Below are 16,275 nucleotides of genomic sequence, written 5' to 3'. Positions count from 1 at the left end.
GGCGAAGGACACGCGATCCTGCAAACGACGCTGCAGCACAAGCAGCTTGACCCCGGAATCCTCCAGCATGTAGCGAATACGCTCGCGCGGATACTCCGGATCAATCGGCACATAAGCGCCCCCGGCTTTCAAAATGCCCAGCATTCCGATGACCATCTCCGAGGAACGCTCCGCCATCAGCCCGACCAGCTGATCTGCTTCGACCCCTTCGTTCCTTAGCGTTCGCGCCAACCGGTTCGCCCTCTCGTTCAGCTCCCGATATGTAAGCCTGCTCCCTTCGTACACCAAGGCGATCCGGTCCGGAGTTCGCTCCACCTGTTCCTCGAACAACTGATGGATCGTCTTCTCCTTCTCGTACGCCGCTGCCGTTGCGTTGAATTCATTCAAGATCAACTCTTTTTCAGCTTCACGGATCAAGGATAACCCGGCTATTTTTTCACAAGGACGATGAATGATATGCTCAATAATCGTTGTCAGTTGCTCAACCATTCTTCCTATTTCGATATCATCAAATAAATGAATCCGGTAATCCACATCCAACACAATCTGCTGCTCATTCATCATTTCCTTGATATGCAGGACAAAATCATTACCCTCATGGCCGCAAAATTCAACCTTCGAGCTTACACTCAGATCATCGTAATTCAAAACAGCAATAGGTTGATACTCCACGGCAATACCAAACAATCGTTGAATATCTTTATTGCCATGCAGCTCCCTTAAATCTTGAATCAGCATATTGTAAGGATACTTTTGATGACGCAGAACCGCTTGCTGTTCCCTGGCTACTTTTTGTAGAAAAGACAACAAATCATGTTCCGGCTCTACCAAAATCCTTGCTGCCACCGTGCTGGCAAACATGCCAATTGTGCTTTTCTCTTTTTTTGTGGTTCGATTTGCATATATCGTTCCGATCGCCACGTCTTGTTCGCCTGTAACTTTGTACATATAAATATAAAGAGCTGCCAAAAACACAGTAAACACACTGCTGTTGTGCTGCTGGCAAAAAGCTTTCAGGCTGCTATATAGATCAGCATGTAATACGAATCTTTTCCTGTCCCCGCTTGTGCTTGTTAATAAAGGATTGTATGGCTTAAGTCCTGTGAGATCAGGCAAAAGCCGATATTTTTCCATCCAAAATGCTCTATCTTTCTTGAATCGTTCCGACTCTTTATATTCCTGTTCCATATCAATGTAATCCATATAAGAGTTTCTGGATTCTTCCGAACAGGAGGTGCCGCCGGTAAGTTGCAAATACGTTTCCGTGATCTGGTTCACCGTTACATTCATTGCAATACCATCGGTTATAATATGATGCATTTTCATACTGTACCGGTATTCCTGCTCGCTTACTTTCAGAATAACGAATTGATACAGATCCGAATGAAGCAATTCAAACGGTTTTCTGTTATGGGCGTCCAACCATTCCTCCAAAGATTCGTTTCGTTTATCCGAGAAATCCAAAAACTTAATTTCATTTGCTGTGAAGGTGTCGATATACTGCATGGGTAAGCCATTATGAAGCGCTAGCTTGATACGAAATGCATCATTCTGCTGAATAACCAGTTGAATCGATTGCTTCAACCTATTGAGATTGATCTGACCTTTCATTGTGATCGTTGCAGAAAGAACACACGCTGTCGTATTGGGATACAGCAATTCCGTATACCATATCCTCTCCTGCGCTTGAGTTAACGGATGCAATGAAATCGCGCTATTCAAAATTACGCCCCCCACTGAATGTTTTTCCAATAATTAACTTAATATATAAAATTAATGTTTGCAAGATACTTATGGTAATTTTACACAAATTTCACTTAAATTCTTGTGTTTTTTTACAGTTACTCCACTCCTGTTTCATTCATCCCCGTCCCCTTCATGTAAAAATAAAAAAACAATCTTGGGGGCCCAAGATTGTCGAGGAAGGGGAATATGATTATTGCGGATTGGTCGTCCAGATCCCGGCGTTTTTGATGAAAACGCGTGCCGGCAGCTTCAAGGTGGCGAGCACAAGATCGGCGATGTCCTCCGGCTGCATCATCCGGTCTTCGTCGCCGATTTTGAGACCGGCGTTCGCCGCGAGCTCGGTGTTGACCGTGCTGGGCGTAAGCGCCGTTACGCGAATGTTGGACTTGCGCAGCTCCTGCATCAGCGCCTCCGTAAAACCCATCACCGCATGCTTGGACGCGCAATAAGCGGACCCGGTCGCGAAGCCCCGCTCTCCTGCCGTGGACGAAATGTTGATGATGCTGCCGCTTGCTTGCGCCAGCAGCGTCGGCAGCGCGGCGCGAGTGACATAGTAGGTGCCCATCAGGTTCGTTTGAATGATGCTCTCCCATAACTCGGGCTCCATATCGGCCACGGTGCCGAACTGCGCGATTCCTGCATTATTGATCAAGATGTCGAGCGAACCAAGGCTATTGATGAGCGATCCGACCGCTTGCTCGGCGGCTTCTCTTTTGGCAATGTCTGCGGCCGCGGTATATACTTTCACGCCATATGCGCTTTCCAGCTCCGTGCGAAGCGATTCCAGATCGGACGAGGTTCTGGCCGTCAGACCGAGATTTACTCCTTCCTTGGCAAGCTGCATGGCAATCGCTTTGCCGATGCCTTTTCCCGCTCCGGTAATAATCGCTGTTCTATTTTTCAATTCCATGATAACCTCTCCTCATTGATATAATAACTGACTACTTCGTCATGATCCCCAGTTTTTCCTTTAAGCATGCAGAGTGATGATGTTATAAAAAAGCTTCTGGAACGCGAGCGGCCGCATTGGCTCTTCGTTTCAGAAGCTTCAATTCTATGGGAAAAGAAAGTCTAGCAGCAGCGACCAATATCTACGAGCAGTCAATGATGTCGTTTACTTCCCTTGGCTTCAGAAGGCAAATCGTTTCCAAAAAGTGTCGGATTAAATGTAATCCTAAAAAACCAATGATATATTGGGAATTGGCTTTTTTGACAATGATATGCAAATTTCAAAACAAGGAGAACAAATGACAAATGAATCATGATCATTCCCCTACTGGAAGAGAACTTTCTAATTGGGTGCGGGTTCCTGGCAGTGAGCGTGCCGCTGTACAAGGTTCCCGAAAGGTCGGTCCGGCTGATCCGAACGAACAAATGTCGGTAACCGTGGTTGTTCGCCGTCCCGCAGCGGATACTGCGGTCACTTCCATGATTGAAAAAGTCGGCGCCCAGCCCTTATCCGAACGCCGCCATCTAACTCGTGAAGAATTCGCCTCTACCCATGGTGCTAATCCCGCAGACTTAAGCAAGGTGGAGAAATTCGCACATGAGCATAACCTCCAGGTTAAAGAAGTAAACGCAGCTGCAGGAACCATGGTGTTATCGGGAACAGTAACCTCCTTCAGCAAAGCCTTTGGAGTTGAATTGTCCACCTACGAACACCCAGATTTTACTTATCGCGGGCGGATTGGGCATGTCCACATCCCCGATTATCTTGCCGATACGATTCAATCGGTTTTAGGCTTAGACAATCGGCCACAGGCTAGTCCCCGTTTTCGGGTTTTAAAAGAAGAAGGTGGAGTGACAACGGCTCACGCAGGAAGAACCTCCTACACTCCGCTTGAAGTGGCTGCGCTTTACAATTTTCCTTCAATTCATTGTAAAGACCAATGCATCGGTATTCTTGAACTGGGCGGAGGTTATCATCCGGCTGATCTACAAACCTATTTTAATGGACTCGGGATTCCTCAGCCGAATATTACAGACGTCTCGGTTGGCGGAGCAGCTAACCGTCCGACAGGCGATCCGAATGGGCCTGATGGCGAAGTTGTACTCGATATTGAAGTAGCTGTCGCAGTTACACCCGGGGCGAAAATCGCTGTTTATTTTGCTGACAACTCAGATGATGGCTTCCTTAACGCCATTACAACGGCCATTCATGATACCCGCAACAAACCGTCCGTAATTTCGATTAGTTGGGGTAAGGCTGAGATTGGATGGACACCGCAAGCAATAAATGCCATGAATCAAGCGTTCCGGGATGCGGCTGCACTTGGCGTAACGATTTGTTGTGCTTCGGGCGATGACGGGTCAACTGATCGCGTGCAGGATGGTCGCTATCATGTTGATTTTCCAGCTTCTAGTCCATACGTTCTTGCCTGCGGAGGCACACGACTTGAAAGTTCCGGATCCGCCATTACCCAGGAAGTCGTTTGGAATGAAGGAGCTCTTGGCGGGGGGGCCACTGGCGGCGGCGTGAGCGATGTATTTGATCGGCCCGATTGGCAAGCCAATGCCAACGTCCCTCCTTCAGCGAATCCGGAAAGACGGATCGGCCGCGGGGTACCGGATTGGGCCGGAAATGCCGATCCTGCCACGGGGTATCAAATTTTGGTGGATGGAACACGGGCTGTTATTGGCGGGACAAGTGCGGTAGCCCCCCTCTTCGCAGGGTTAATTGCAATCATCAACCAGAAACTGGGCCACTCCGTAGGGTTTATCAATCCGATCCTGTACAATTTATCTGCTCAACACCATGTGTTCCATGATATCACGAGCGGAAACAACGACATGAGCGGCCAAAACGGACCCTATGAAGCACAGACGGGATGGGATGCTTGTACAGGTCTTGGCAGCCCGGATGGAACAAAGCTGATGAACGCGCTAAGTGAAGCTCATCGGCTTGTATCGGTGTAAATCCAATCTCTAATCGAGGTGCAGTCCCAGGCGTATCATAATCAGCTTGGGGCTGCACCTCCCGATTGGGGGTATAATATATCCTTAGCTTGTAGGAATAGAGTCATGATTTTACCATGAGAAGGGATGGTGCCGGTAGCTAGGTAGTACATAGGTATAACTGTAAGGTATTCTAGGTGGATATGCCGTAGGTGCTGTACATGCTAGATACCAAGGTTTTGTTTTATACTCCCTACATGGTACGTTACATTCATCAGGATACCCTCCATCAGGTCCAGCTGTACAATCCGCCATACATTGTTCATAGGTGTAAGGGACACGGATGCAATTCTGTCGATACAATGAACATCACTCCTTATTTTAATCTAATTTTCCCGATACTATATTCGGTTGTATACTTTTTAGGTGATTGTCTATGCATAATTGGGTGAATGTGTATATAGTCATTCCGTAACATGCATTTGAAAAATAAAAAAAACTGATTTCTCAGTTTTTTTCCGGACTAAGCGCCCCTAACTACCTTGTGAGCGAGTTTTAACTCCAGTTATCAAGGTAAAGGAATGTACTACACCTTTGTTTATATCGGAACTAAGTTAATCCAACAAGCCTATTTAACTTCTAACTCGAACTTTTTGTGACAGATGCCCATACACTAAACAATCGGTACACCATCTTAAATGGAGGATAACACTGTATGTGCATTCACGGTAGCTATGGCTTTTTTGGGCACGGAGGTTTTGGAATTCCGTTTGAATTGAGGGGCTATGGAAATCGTCGCTTATTACGCCAACCTTTAACATATTACCCGATCACCCTCCAGCAACCATCCATACCTTACGTTAGAACATCTCACCACCTTTACTCGGAGAAGCAGATGGCACCTCAATTTTACAATAGTTTTCATCACAATGCTGCAGTAGCACAATCCGCACCGGTTCCAGCGCAGGGAATGAAGGTGGATCGAAACAATACCGCTTTAGTGATCACAGATCCGCAAAATGACTTTTTAAGTCCACATGGCGCAGCATGGAATTTAGTGAAAGACAGCGTGGCTGAAAATCGTACGATCGAGAACATTGAATTATTATTCAAAACCGCAAAGGAAAATAAGTTTAAAGTGTTTGTGTCGCCCCACTGGTATTATCCCTATGACCAAAAATGGAAGTTTGGGGGCGTTTTGGAACATTTGATGCACGATCTCAAGATGTATCAACGAAAAAGTCCATTATCGCTTGAAGGCTTTACCGGTTCCGGTGCCGACTTTTTGGATAGGTATAAGCCCTATATCGAAGATGGTCAAACCGTCATCTGCAGTCCGCATAAAATTTTCGGACCCGAAGCCAACGACTTGGTGTTGCAGTTGCGAAAACAGTGCATTTCCCGCGTCATTCTTGCAGGAATGTCCGGGAACCTGTGCGTTGAATCTCATATGCGCGAACTCATGGAGCAAGGATTTGAAGTGGCCGTGGTTCACGATGCCACAGCTTCTGCAAAAATGAACGACTTGGATGGAGATAAAGCCGCAAAAACAAATTTCCGAATGATCGCTAGTGCTTCATGGTCTACCAATGAGACTATAAATAAAATGAGATCCTCCCATAGATAAGCCCGTACCGTTAAGGTACGGACCTGCGCACGACGACGGTCACGCTCAGCTCGCGGATACGCTGCAGGCCAGCAGGCGCTTCAACTCGTCATGGATAAACTGACTATCCTCGGGATTCAATCCCCGGCCGGCAAAATTGCCGTCCCAGAAGCCGCTGAGAAACGCATCCAGCAAGGTATAGCCAAGCTGTTGGTACCTCTCTTCCCGGTAAAACGCCTGCGAAAATCCCCACCCGGCATAGACGCGACCTACCGCGCGTAGCGCTTTTTCCGCCGTCTGCCGGTCATGGCCGCTCCGCCATGCAGCGTCCGCCTCCAGCGGCGCCTTGACTCCTTCAAGGAACACATACGTATGCGGCCAAGTTTTGGCCGTTCCGGCAATCGGCGCAATCCGCTCCACCATGTCCGGATAGCTCGCTGCCCATTGAAACGTCTGCATTGCCCCAAGCGACCAGCCCATCACCAGAGCGAGCTTGCTTATTCCGAACCGCTGGGTGACCAGCCGATGCTGCAAGCGGACATTGTTCATAATCGTCACCTGCGGGAAATTCCCCCGATCCCAAGGCGACGGAGTGTTGCTGGGCGATGAGGATAGACCGTTGCCAAGCAAATTCGGAACGATAATAAAATAATGCTGCGGATCGAGCGCCTTCCCCTCGCCTATCAGCCATTCATTTTGAACATGCGTGTCTCCGAACGCTGTCGGATACAAGATGGCATTGCTTTTGTCGGCCCGCAGCGTTCCATAGGTTTTATAGGCCAAAAAGGCGCCCGGCAAAATCACTCCGGATTGCAATTCCACATCGCCCAGCTCCATGATTTCGTAATCAACCGTAGCGGTCAGCGCCAACGAAGTCCTGTGCGCTTACCGGCTGCCGGCCGTATTTCGCCAGTTCCGCGAAGATTATCTCGGTGTCCGGCTCATTTTCCGCCCTTTTGCGAATGATGAATTGAAACAAAGCCTATACGACGGAAAAGCCGACGTTGTTTTTTTCTTGGATGAACCTGTTCGCTCGACGGGATTGTGCACGGAATCGCTGCTTCAGGAGCCTTTCCGCCTGCTTGTGGCACCGAATCATCCGCTCCTGCAATGGGAAGAACTTCTTCCGGAGCATTTTCAGGGGGAATTGTTCTTGCTTAACGAGAAAGGATGCACCTATCGCACGCTGTTTGAACGTTCCCTTGCCATGGACGGCATCGATAGCAGCATACATCTCGAATTCAGCAGCGCCGAGGCGATCAAGCAATGCGCAATGGCCGGCATCGGCATCGCCTTTCTGCCTGAAATCGCAGCCGCAACCGAGCTGGAACGGGGCGAATTGATCGCCCTTCCGTGGGCGATGCCGGATTTGCGGGTCGCTACGCAAATGCTTTGGCACAAAGAGAAATGGCTCTCACCGGCCATTGAGGCTTTTCTGGAAACCGCCAGGACGACCTTAAGGCCTTAAGTCTTCGGCACCGGGCTGAAAACGAAAGTGTCGTAGAGCGCGGTATTTTTAGAATCGGCCGTTCCTTTTGTCCATTGGATGAAATCGTCCCGTCCATTTTGAAGATCCGCGTCATTGACGGCGACGTTGAAGCCGATCATTCCGCCGGGCGCAGGCTTCAGGTCTTTGACATAGGCCGACGGGATTTTAAACTCATAGACGGTTCTGCGCGCTCCCTCGTCCCGAACCGCCTGGAACGGGATCTGGCCGCTCACGTCGCCACTGGGGTTGGGCGGCATGGCGCTAAAGACGTTGACGAGCAGCCCGCCGTTGTCTGTCAATGCAAATCCCCATTCCATGTCATCGGGCCCGTAAGGAGACTCGCGGTTGTTCAGCGGATCTAGGCTGATCTGAACGGAGTCGTTCTTCCACATATTCGCCGCGTTTTCCGACTGCTTGTGGATGTCGTCCCGCACGGATACCGCGACATAAAGCCCGTCAGCCGCCCACTTGGCGTAAGCCGTCGCTTCGAGATTCGCCGGATTGTGATAACCGCTCGAATGCTGAGCCTTATAGCGAAGGTGGATCGGGAATGCATCCTGCCAATCGTTCAGCACCCCGTCGACGGTCACGTTCCCTGCCTGCTGAATCAGATTGAAATCCAAAGGCATCAGCGGATCATGGAAAATCTCCTCGTTCCTCACGGTCTCTTCGACCCGGACATCGACCGGATACTCGTTGAACGGAAGCGGCGTATGATAGGTCCATCGGAAATCCAGTTGAACACGCTGCCCTTTCTGCAACGAGGCGAACGTATCTGAGGCGACAGGCGACAGCGCTGCGCCGTCCGGTCCCTTGACGGTCACCTTGCCCGTCTTGGGCAGCGAAGAGCTGCCTGTCAGTTCGACCGACAGCACATCCAATTGTTCCACCGTCTGCTTCACCGGCATAAGCCTGACGTCGATCCCGTCTTCAACGGTCAACTGCACCTTTTTCGTATCGAACACCTTTCCTTGATAGATCATCTCGAAATGGATGTCGTAGCGGCCCTTCGGCGTATGGTCCGGAACTCGGATCGCATAAGCTTGCTCCAACGAACTCTGCGCCGGTACCGTCACGACTGCTTCAGACGGATCGGCTTGGATGGCCTCCCAACCTGCCGGCACCTTGAGCCGCACCGTTACCTGCTCGGGCGTCGCCATGCCGTTGACCAGGGACAGATTCATCGCAGAGGCATAGCCTGCTTCGCCCGTCGCCTGCGACGGCACGACGTTTGCCAGCACGCCGGCGAACTTGGTTCCTTCCGCGTCCACAATCGCCGCCGCAGTCGGGGCAAATTCCCGGGCCAGCACGTTGTAAGCGTAGCTTGCGGCATAGCTGCCCCGCGCATACGCTGCTTCGGCCAGCCTGCCGTAGCGGTTCAACCGCAGCACGGCGGCGGTCGAGATCGGCATGACGCTGTAATCGCCTTTCTTGGCGTTGAACGCCGCGGTCACGCCCTGCACAGCCTGGGCGTAATCCAGGCTGCCCGTACCAGAGCCGCCATGCGCGTAAGCCAGCGCCACCGAGGCGCTCTCCGCCATGTTGTAGAGCGCCTCCAGCGCGACGTAGCCGGGGGCCTGCTGCGCATTGCCGACCTTGATCTGGCCGGCTATGTGCGCCATAAGGGCATAGACGGCCTCAATGCCTTGCTCCAGACCGGCTGCCGGACTTCCGCTTCGCAGAGCCGCCTCCAACTGCGAGGCGATGCGGCCGAGCTCTGCGGCATCGGCGTCGAGTGCGGCGTCCTGGCCCGGCTTCCTCGCCGCGTCCAGCTTGCCTGCGGCCGTCTGCTGCTTAGCGCGCAGCAGTTTGTTCGCCGACTCGAACACGAAGCCAGCCGGGACCCCGGTGACGTACACCGGCGAACCCGATACGTCGAGCTGGATGCTGCCGCCAGCCCCCGTCACGGGAACATCTGCGCCGTTGACGTCCCGAATATGCACGCCCGCCGGACCGAACGGCAGCGTTACCGTGCCGACGGGAGGCTTGAGCGCCGGGTCGTCTTGGTGATCCGCCATTTTCCAGGAAACGAGGACGGGCTCGTTCTTGTTCAGGAAGATGTGGACAGCAACGTCCGGGTCCCCCGTATTCCAAGTTCCGATGTACCTGGCCTGATCCAGCGTCGTCATCAGTTGGTTGACAGCGGCATAAGCCAGCTTCGGCCTGCCGTCATTGTCCGTCAGCCCCCAGAAAATGTCATAATACCGCTCGTCCGTGCCGTCGTTTTTATAATTATAATACTCGTAAGCTTTCACCTGATCGGTAATCATATAGTTCAGGAAAGCGCGCACGACATAGTCCCGCTGCGCCTCCTCCGGAACGGAAGGATAACCCGCGCTGGCGGTCGGCCAGCCCCCTTCGGTCAAATAATAGTCCTTCCATCCGCCGTAAGCGTTCACAAGATCCTTCACGCCTTCGATGATATTTTGCAAATGACCGTCCGGCATCGAATTGTATACGTACGGATGATACGAATAGGCATCCGCGTAATCGAAGGAGCCCGCCTCCAGCTCTTTGGGCAGCACGCTGCGTACGCTGGATGTATGATCGCCTGCAAGCAGCATCGCATTCGGATCCGCCTTTTTCATATTCAGATAGGCGATCTTCTGCAGCTGGACGAATTCGCCCGGCACGTAAGGCTTGGAGAAAATTTCCGGCTCGTTGGGCATCTCCCACTGCCGGATCCGGTCTTTGTACCGGTTGACCGTATGCGCCACGAACTTGCCCATGGCCTGCAGAGAGGCTGTCGTATTGACCGTGCCCTCTTGGTAATTGGCATTCTTGTCGATGCCCAGCACCGTGATTTGATTGAACCCGTAACCGGCTAACTTGTTCAGCAGCGGATCGGTCCGGCTGTAATCATACGCCGGATTGCCTGTCGCATCCGGCGTATGATTATCCACATCCTCCCACGAAATGCCCGAGCGGTGATGACGCGCCCCCAACTTGCGCGCTCCGTCGATGATAGAATCTTTCCAGTTCAGCGCGTAATGCGTGTTCAGCCCGAAGATGCTTTCATTGTCCAGATCGGGTTGCCCGACCGGGGCAGCCCGGCCGACGACAACCAGCCGCATCTTTTTCGATTTGGCAGGCTGTGCGGCCCCATCGACCCGGACGGCGGCCGATACCTCGTAAGTGCCCGGCGCGCCGGGTTTCGGCGTGAACGGCACGATCTCCGCATCTTTGGCATAGGCGGCCAAGCTGTACGTTCTCGTCCCCGAAGCAATCGTCGACTGATCTTTGTCTGCCCGCCGCACCGTATAATCGACCTGTATCTCATGGGCCTGAGCGCCGGCTTCCAAGGCAATCCGAAGGCCCGGCGATTGGTCACCCGTATAAATACCGGCATAATTGCCGGAAGGCTGAAGATCGATCACATAAGGAGCCGGGCTCGGCGTAATGGAGAAATTGTCGATCATCAGATTGATTCCGCCGACCACATTCCACTGAAAGTAGCCTTTCTTCAGCGCGAGCGGATCGGAATCGTCCCCGCTAGCCGATTCGACCCCGTCAATAAGCAGCTTATGGGTGATACCGCTGATCTGCAGCTCGTAATCGTGCCAGTCGCCGAGCAGTGACTGTACATAGTTGGCGATATAATAATTGCCGCCGAGCGTCGTTTTGCGCATCAGAAAATATTTGGCGTTATGGGTCGCCCATTCCAGCGCATTGTTATTGGCATCGTCCGCAGCCCGGTAGCGGAACCGCCACGTATTCTGCACGGCCGTACTCGTCCGCTCGTATTTGGCTTTGAATTTGACCGTGAAATTGTCCGCATTCTGATACATAGGCACATTCAGCTTGGCGCTTCCCGAGCCGTTCAGGTTGAGCACCTTGTTGCCGTCAGGCAGCTGAATGACCTTGGTATTGCCGCCTGTTTTCCAGCCTGCCGGGACTGCGCCGACCGTCTCCCTCTGGAAATCGTTCACATAGGGCGCGATGGCGCCGACCTGCACCGTAAACGCTCCTGCTGCCGGATAGCGCGCGCTGCCGCCGCTGTCCTGCGCCGTCAAATAATAGCGGAGCTGAGCCCGGTTCGTGCCGGGGATCGTTCCCGTATAAGGACCGTTCCCGCTTCCTGCCGCCTGCAGCGTTTGTTCGGCCGCATCGTCCCCGTAGACGTAATGAATCACGGCGCTTGGCGCTGCATCCGTCGTGCCTGTCAGCGTGAAGGATACGGGCAGATCGGCATGATAAGGAACCTCTGACGCCGGCGTATGTACGATCGTTAGGACCGCCGGAGGTGCGGCCGGCGTCACCGTCACCCGCTTCACGCTAAGATGGACCGCCGGGCCGACGCTTTTCAGCGCGAAGCCGACTCCCCCTGCGGTCAACGAAGCATCCTCGAACGTCGTGATCAAGCTTCCGTCAATGTAGAGCTTGAACTCGTTTCCCTGCACATTGATCTGATAACCGTGCGCGTCCGATTGATTGAAGCCGGTGATAACCGCGCCGATATCGACCGACGACCCGACCTGTACGCTCGCCGATGCGTTCGGATATTTCCACAGCTCGACGATCTTGGAGTTCTTGAATTCCAGAAAGTAGTAGCTGGTGCCGGACGAATAACGGAACAGAACCCTGAAGCGGTCCCCTTCCGCCGTAAATCCGAGCTTGTAGTCAGTCGACGCATACGGGAGCGCAGACGATTTCACGACCGCCCGCACGGGGGACGTCGCCGTCGTCGAGCCCTCAAGCCGGGTATCCGCACCCGTCCCGGCCGTGCTCCAAGCTGTGCTGCCGAACAAATCCCAGCTGCCCAGCCCGCCCGCAAAACTGTCCTCGAACAGCGGTGAAGCGCCGGAAGCGGCGGCCTGATGGGGCAGCCACGGCATGATTAAACAAGTCAGCAGGATGCATAAGCTCCTCATGAAGTATCTTTTCATCATCAATCACCTCCAAAAGGAATAGTAAGAAAAGCTTCTTGTCGAAGCCCATTCGAAGAAGATGAGCCGGCGGGAGACCTTGAATAGGCACAGCTTCATTTGCCGGCTTTTTTCTTGAAGGAGGCTTCCAGTTCATTCAAAATTTGCATCCCTCCCTTCGCTTTCCATTTGTCCGCGAACTCGTCGAACTTCTTGATGTCAGCGCCCATAATGATCTGCGTGAAGACCGAGTCGCGGAGCGTGTTCAACTCTATGAGCTTGGCAATTTTGGTCGGGGAATCCAGGTAATTGGAGGCGTCCGTAATCTGGAACTTGTTGTTGATCGCCATGTCCAGTGCCTGCGAATGACGAATTGGAAGCGATTCCAAATAATGCGGCCAGCCTTTCAGACCAGGAGCGAACAGATAGCTTTGAATGCCGCGGAAATTCCCGTTCTTATCCTGCTGCGTCTTCGGATCGATCAGATCGGTCACGACCGACATCTTGACGTTGTCGATCCTGTAGTCCTCTCCTTCGATGCCCCATACGGTCAGCATCTGATTCTCGGGGGACAAGGCCTTCTCGATGATGGACAGCACCTTCTTCGGATCTTTCGTCTTGGCGCTGATCGCATGCATTTGGCCGAACGGTGCCCCGGCCGGAGCGACCGCTTTGCCTTCGGCACCGACAAGGGAGCCCGTCAGCGTCAAATAGTTGAACGGCTGATTGGACTGATCCGCAAGCTTCCCGTCCGCCGGCAGTTTGCCGCTTTTCTTCAATTCATTGGTTTCCACCTGCGTATCATAGTCGTTCGCCGTCGACCACCAGCCCATCCAGGAAAACAGCTTGCCGCTGTATAGCTTCGCCCGCAGCTGCTCTTCCTTGATCGTGGCGAACTCCTTGTCGATCAGGCCTTCGGCATACATCTTCTGCAGATACAGCAGCGCCTCTCTCATCTTCGGATCGATGTCGTAATTGCCGAATCTGCCGTCCTTCTCGGTGAAATACCCCGGCGTCACGCCGAAGGCGCCGAAGATGTGATCGAAGGAATTGTTGGCGTATTTCTGCTGGCCAATCTGGGCCGTATAGCCGCCGAGCGGGATGACGTCCGGTTTCTCGGCTTTCGCCTTCTTTAGCAGATTGTAGTACTCATCCAGCGTTTTGGGCACCTGCGCGCCCAGGCCTTCCATATAATCCTTGCGCAGGACCAGGTTCCAGCGGTAGCCGGCGCCCGGGCCTCCCTGGTAAGGAATGCCGTAGATTTTGCCGTTGACTTTGGCCTGCTCGAACACGTCCTTCGGCACTTCCTTGAGAATATTCGGTGTATCCTTCTCGTTGATCAGATTCGTTAGGTCGAAGAAAGCGCCCTGCTGCGCGTATTTCTGGAAATCGTCGGCGAAGTCGATGCGGACGACATCGGGAATGTCGCCGCTCGACATCTTGAGGTTCAGCTTCACTTTGTACTGCTGGACATCCACCATTTCCGGCACGATCCGGATATTGAGCTTTTTCTCGATCGCTTGCTTAACCGCATCCTTGGACGGATCGTAAGGCTTGGAGATGTCCTGTGCCTTCAGCCATTTAAACGAATAAGGCTCTTCCGTTTGCGGCGATGCCGAGGCCGATGAAGCGGACGGCGAAGGCTCAACAGCAGCCGGATCGGCGGCTTTGCTGCAGCCTGCGATGGTGACGGTGCCGACCAGCAGCGCGGCAAGCGCGCCGTACGGATAAACTTTGACTGGATAGATCATGTGACAGACCTCCTCAGTTTATCTTATCTATTTGCGCCTCAATGGGTTGAAGCCTGATCGCGTCCGATCAGCCCTTCACGGAGCCGATCAGCATACCCTGTTCGAAGTGCTTTTGAATGAACGGATACAGAACCAGCATCGGCAGCGCTACGATGACGATCGCAGCCATCTGAATGCCGATCGTGGGTGGCGGCGTCGAGCCGGCCGCTTCCAGCAGTTCCGGCGGAAGGCTGGAGCTGGCGATGATCGTGCGGAGCACAAGCTGCACGGGCGCTTTGTGCCAATCGGTCACATAGAGCATAGCGTTGAAGAAATCGTTCCAGTACACGACCAGATACAGGAGGCCGATCGTCGCAATGACCGGCTTCGATAAAGGCAGCACGATCTGCCATAAAATTCTGAACTCGGAAGCCCCGTCGATCGAAGCCGATTCGCGTAAGCTTTCGGGGATGCCCTCGAAGAATGATTTCATGATGATCATATTGAAAGCGCTGTAGGCCATGACCAGCATCAGGACGTAGCTCGTATTCAGCAAACCGAGCTGCTTGATCGTGATATAAGTCGGGATCATCCCGCCCTTGAACAGCATCGTGAAGACAAAGTACAGCATCGCCGCTCGTCTACCGGGCAGCTTCTTCTCAGCCAGCGCATAGGCCGCTGTCGTCGTAAGCAGCAGCGCCAGCAGCACGCCCCCTACCGTATTGCGGATCGTATTGCCGTAGGCCGAGAACAGAAGCGACCCTTCCTTCAGCAAATACGCATAGTACTCGAAGCTGAGCGCGGCCGGGAACAAAATCAGGCCATTCTTCTCGCTGAAAATAGGGTACGGCGTCACCGATACGGAAATGACATACCAGAACGGAATCAGAATGATCGCGGTGATGAGCGTCAGAATCGAATAGTTGGTAGCGACAAAAGCACTCTCGCCTTTGGTAAGCTTCATCGGTTCTCTTCTCCTTCGTCAGAATATGCCGGAATCGTTGATCCGCTTGGCGATTTGATTGGCGGCCAGCATCAGGACGAGCCCGATTGCGCCTTTGATGACATCGGCGGCAGCGGCAAGGCTGAGGCTGAACTGCTCGATGCCCACGCGGTAAATGTACGTATCCAGAATATCCCCGACCTCAAAGACCATCGGATTGTACAGGTTGATGACCTGATCTAGCCCGGCGCTCATAATATAGCCGACCCGCAGAATGAAGATGACGATGATCGTCCCGGTTATGCCCGGCAAAGTGACGTGGACAATGCGTTGAAACCTCGAAGCTCCGTCCATAATAGCCGCTTCATATACCTCCGGATTAAGCCCGGCGATGGCGGCCAGGTAAATGATCGCAGCCCAGCCCATTTCTTTCATCGCATCCGTGACGACGAGAATTGTCCGGAAATAAGCCGGCTCGATGAGCAAATAAGCCGGATGGCCGCCGAAAAATTCGATGATTTTGTTAATGACCCCGGTTTCCGGCGATAGAAGCAGCGTGATGATCCCCCCGTACACGACCCAGGAGACGAACCTCGGCAGATAGACCGCCGTCTGGAGCGTCTTTTTGAACCATGCAACCCGAATTTCATGAAGTGCAAGCGCTAACAAGATCGGGCAAATGAAGCCGCTGATCATTTTGTATAAACTGATCAGCAGCGTATTCTTGAAAGCATTCAGGAACATCTCCGATTCGAACAGCATGCGGAAATATTTCAATCCGACCCATTCGCTGCCGGAGAAGCCCTGAATGGCGTTGTAATCCATGAAGGCGATACTGATTCCGTAAAGCGGCAAATAATCGAATAGGAAAACCCATATGAACGCGGGCAGCAGCAGCGCATACAACAGCCGATACTTCCATATCCTCCTCATCTGCCTGAGCAGTGGCGTTTCTTTCGTTGCGGTGAGCTTGGCGGTCGCGCGTTCCATTTCTTTCTCCT

At 52.8% G+C, this 16,275-nt stretch carries 8 protein-coding genes and 2 pseudogenes; 3 read left to right on the top strand and 7 right to left on the bottom strand.

Annotated features, from left to right (window positions below):
* Together PEL01S_RS14605 and PEL01S_RS14600 are read right to left on the bottom strand one after the other, a co-directional pair.
* Positions 1-1,722: condensation domain-containing protein (locus tag PEL01S_RS14605; RefSeq protein WP_255320114.1), on the bottom strand; the 1,722-nt coding region annotated here is incomplete at its 3' end.
* A 214-nt stretch (positions 1,723-1,936) separates the two neighbouring features.
* Entirely contained in the window at positions 1,937-2,656 is a 720-nt protein-coding gene (locus PEL01S_RS14600; RefSeq protein WP_127460801.1) for a 3-ketoacyl-ACP reductase, read from the bottom strand.
* Between the two features lie 344 nt (positions 2,657-3,000).
* On the opposite strand from PEL01S_RS14600, the gene PEL01S_RS14595 reads away from it, so the two are divergent.
* Both PEL01S_RS14595 and PEL01S_RS14585 read left to right on the top strand, forming a co-directional pair.
* Positions 3,001-4,662 carry a S53 family peptidase gene (locus tag PEL01S_RS14595; RefSeq protein WP_127460800.1) on the top strand — a complete coding sequence of 554 codons (1,662 nt, stop codon included), beginning with the start codon at positions 3,001-3,003 and terminating at the stop codon, positions 4,660-4,662.
* A gap of 694 nt (positions 4,663-5,356) precedes the next feature.
* Positions 5,357-6,268, top strand: a complete 912-nt coding sequence (locus PEL01S_RS14585) for a cysteine hydrolase family protein (protein WP_063187475.1) — start codon at positions 5,357-5,359, stop codon at positions 6,266-6,268.
* Between the two features lie 132 nt (positions 6,269-6,400).
* Here the strand turns inward: PEL01S_RS14585 and PEL01S_RS14580 are convergent.
* A pseudogene (locus PEL01S_RS14580) lies at positions 6,401-7,084 on the bottom strand (alpha/beta fold hydrolase); the annotation flags it as partial.
* Between the two features lie 13 nt (positions 7,085-7,097).
* On the opposite strand from PEL01S_RS14580, the pseudogene PEL01S_RS14575 reads away from it, so the two are divergent.
* Positions 7,098-7,715 (top strand): annotated as a pseudogene (locus PEL01S_RS14575) (LysR family transcriptional regulator substrate-binding protein); the annotation flags it as partial.
* Here PEL01S_RS14575 and PEL01S_RS14570 read toward each other — a convergent pair.
* The 4 genes from PEL01S_RS14570 to PEL01S_RS14555 form a co-directional block, all read right to left on the bottom strand.
* Entirely contained in the window at positions 7,712-12,625 is a 4,914-nt protein-coding gene (locus tag PEL01S_RS14570) for a sugar-binding protein (protein ID WP_127460797.1), read from the bottom strand. The pseudogene PEL01S_RS14575 and the gene PEL01S_RS14570 overlap by 4 nt on opposite strands.
* 92 nt (positions 12,626-12,717) lie before the next feature.
* Positions 12,718-14,352 (bottom strand): extracellular solute-binding protein, encoded by a 1,635-nt coding sequence (locus PEL01S_RS14565; RefSeq protein WP_127460796.1) that lies wholly within the window; start codon positions 14,350-14,352, stop codon positions 12,718-12,720.
* A 67-nt stretch (positions 14,353-14,419) separates the two neighbouring features.
* Complete coding sequence (locus PEL01S_RS14560; RefSeq protein ID WP_127460795.1) at positions 14,420-15,295, bottom strand: carbohydrate ABC transporter permease; 876 nt, start codon at positions 15,293-15,295, stop codon at positions 14,420-14,422.
* Positions 15,296-15,313: 18 nt separating this feature from the next.
* Positions 15,314-16,264, bottom strand: a complete 951-nt coding sequence (locus PEL01S_RS14555) for an ABC transporter permease (protein ID WP_127460794.1) — start codon at positions 16,262-16,264, stop codon at positions 15,314-15,316.
* Positions 16,265-16,275: the final 11 nt, after the last annotated feature.

Origin of the sequence: Paenibacillus elgii NBRC 100335 (assembly GCF_004000865.1) — a bacterium.
Lineage (GTDB): Bacteria > Bacillota > Bacilli > Paenibacillales > NBRC-103111 > Paenibacillus_G > Paenibacillus_G elgii.
The sequence above is the reverse complement of the archived record's forward strand: the minus strand, read 5'-3'. Positions and strand labels throughout refer to the sequence as shown.

Excerpts from the sequence above, each read along its gene's own strand:
- PEL01S_RS14555 (WP_127460794.1), bottom strand. The coding sequence starts at position 16,264 with ATGGAACGCGCGACCGCCAAGCTCACCGCAACGAAAGAAACGCCACTG.
- PEL01S_RS14595 (WP_127460800.1), top strand. The coding sequence starts at position 3,001 with ATGAATCATGATCATTCCCCTACTGGAAGAGAACTTTCTAATTGGGTG.
- PEL01S_RS14565 (WP_127460796.1), bottom strand. The coding sequence starts at position 14,352 with ATGATCTATCCAGTCAAAGTTTATCCGTACGGCGCGCTTGCCGCGCTG.
- PEL01S_RS14570 (WP_127460797.1), bottom strand. The coding sequence starts at position 12,625 with ATGATGAAAAGATACTTCATGAGGAGCTTATGCATCCTGCTGACTTGT.
- PEL01S_RS14600 (WP_127460801.1), bottom strand. The coding sequence starts at position 2,656 with ATGGAATTGAAAAATAGAACAGCGATTATTACCGGAGCGGGAAAAGGC.
- PEL01S_RS14560 (WP_127460795.1), bottom strand. The coding sequence starts at position 15,295 with ATGAAGCTTACCAAAGGCGAGAGTGCTTTTGTCGCTACCAACTATTCG.
- PEL01S_RS14585 (WP_063187475.1), top strand. The coding sequence starts at position 5,357 with ATGTGCATTCACGGTAGCTATGGCTTTTTTGGGCACGGAGGTTTTGGA.